Source organism: Streptomyces sp. NPDC006687 (assembly GCF_040636215.1).
Lineage (GTDB): Bacteria > Actinomycetota > Actinomycetes > Streptomycetales > Streptomycetaceae > Streptomyces.
This window is the reverse complement of record NZ_JBEYJJ010000035.1, coordinates 1-2,504: the sequence shown is the minus strand read 5'-3', so window position 1 is coordinate 2,504 and position 2,504 is coordinate 1. Positions and strand designations below refer to the sequence as shown.

Genomic DNA, 2,504 nt, shown 5'->3' with positions numbered 1-2,504 from the left:
CTTCAGAACTAACACAGTGGACGCGAGCAACTGAGGACAAGCCCTCGGCCTATTAGTACCAGTCAGCTCCACCCGTTACCGGGCTTCCACATCTGGCCTATCAACCCAGTCGTCTACTGGGAGCCTTACCCTCTCAAGGAGGTGGGAATACTCATCTTGAAGCAGGCTTCCCGCTTAGATGCTTTCAGCGGTTATCCCTCCCGAACGTAGCCAACCAGCCATGCCCTTGGCAGGACAACTGGCACACCAGAGGTTCGTCCGTCCCGGTCCTCTCGTACTAGGGACAGCCCTTCTCAATATTCCTACGCGCACAGCGGATAGGGACCGAACTGTCTCACGACGTTCTAAACCCAGCTCGCGTACCGCTTTAATGGGCGAACAGCCCAACCCTTGGGACCGACTCCAGCCCCAGGATGCGACGAGCCGACATCGAGGTGCCAAACCATCCCGTCGATATGGACTCTTGGGGAAGATCAGCCTGTTATCCCCGGGGTACCTTTTATCCGTTGAGCGACGGCGCTTCCACAAGCCACCGCCGGATCACTAGTCCCGACTTTCGTCCCTGCTCGACCCGTCGGTCTCACAGTCAAGCTCCCTTGTGCACTTACACTCAACACCTGATTGCCAACCAGGCTGAGGGAACCTTTGGGCGCCTCCGTTACCCTTTGGGAGGCAACCGCCCCAGTTAAACTACCCATCAGACACTGTCCCTGATCCGGATCACGGACCGAGGTTAGACATCCAGCACGACCAGAGTGGTATTTCAACGGCGACTCCACAACCACTGGCGTGGCTGCTTCAAAGTCTCCCACCTATCCTACACAAGCCGAACCGAACACCAATATCAAACTGTAGTAAAGGTCCCGGGGTCTTTCCGTCCTGCTGCGCGAAACGAGCATCTTTACTCGTAGTGCAATTTCACCGGGCCTATGGTTGAGACAGTCGAGAAGTCGTTACGCCATTCGTGCAGGTCGGAACTTACCCGACAAGGAATTTCGCTACCTTAGGATGGTTATAGTTACCACCGCCGTTTACTGGCGCTTAAGTTCTCAGCTTCGCAACCCCGAAAGGTCACTAACCGGTCCCCTTAACGTTCCAGCACCGGGCAGGCGTCAGTCCGTATACATCGCCTTACGGCTTCGCACGGACCTGTGTTTTTAGTAAACAGTCGCTTCTCGCTGGTCTCTGCGGCCACCCCCAGCTCACGGAGCAAGTCCGATCACCAGTGATGGCCCCCCTTCTCCCGAAGTTACGGGGGCATTTTGCCGAGTTCCTTAACCATAGTTCACCCGAACGCCTCGGTATTCTCTACCTGACCACCTGAGTCGGTTTAGGGTACGGGCCGCCATGAAACTCGCTAGAGGCTTTTCTCGACAGCATAGGATCATCCACTTCACCACAATCGGCTCGGCATCAGGTCTCAGCCTTATATGAGGGACGGATTTGCCTACCCCTCGGCCTACACCCTTACCCCGGGACAACCACCGCCCGGGCTGGACTACCTTCCTGCGTCACCCCATCGCTTACCTACTACCACCTTGGGCCGGCGGCTCCACCACTTTCCATTCCCCGAAGGGTCCGGAACGGCTTCACGGCCTTAGCATTAATGGATTCGATATTGGGCGTTTCAAAGCGGGTACCGGAATATCAACCGGTTGTCCATCGACTACGCCTGTCGGCCTCGCCTTAGGTCCCGACTTACCCTGGGCAGATCAGCTTGACCCAGGAACCCTTAGTCAATCGGCGCACACGTTTCTCACGTGTGTATCGCTACTCATGCCTGCATTCTCACTCGTGAACCGTCCACAACTAGCTTCCGCTGCTGCTTCACCCGGCACACGACGCTCCCCTACCCATCACAGCAGGCGTTGGCCCTATTGCTGCAATGACACGACTTCGGCGGTACGCTTGAGCCCCGCTACATTGTCGGCGCGGAATCACTTGACCAGTGAGCTATTACGCACTCTTTCAAGGGTGGCTGCTTCTAAGCCAACCTCCTGGTTGTCTCTGCGACTCCACATCCTTTCCCACTTAGCGTACGCTTAGGGGCCTTAGTCGATGCTCTGGGCTGTTTCCCTCTCGACCATGGAGCTTATCCCCCACAGTCTCACTGCCGTGCTCTCACTTACCGGCATTCGGAGTTTGGCTAAGGTCAGTAACCCGGTAGGGCCCATCGCCTATCCAGTGCTCTACCTCCGGCAAGAAACACACGACGCTGCACCTAAATGCATTTCGGGGAGAACCAGCTATCACGGAGTTTGATTGGCCTTTCACCCCTAACCACAGGTCATCCCCCAGGTTTTCAACCCTGGTGGGTTCGGTCCTCCACGAAGTCTTACCTCCGCTTCAACCTGCCCATGGCTAGATCACTCCGCTTCGGGTCTAGAGCGTGCAACTCAATCGCCCTATTCGGACTCGCTTTCGCTACGGCTTCCCCACACGGGTTAACCTCGCTACACACCGCTAACTCGCAGGCTCATTCTTCAAAAGGCACGCAGTCACGA

Annotated in this window: 1 rRNA gene; it reads right to left on the bottom strand. The window is 56.5% G+C overall.

Features of this window, described 5'->3' with window-relative positions:
- Window positions 1-32 precede the first annotated feature (32 nt).
- Window positions 33-2,504: ribosomal RNA gene (locus tag ABZ716_RS24625) — 23S ribosomal RNA — on the bottom strand; the annotation flags it as partial.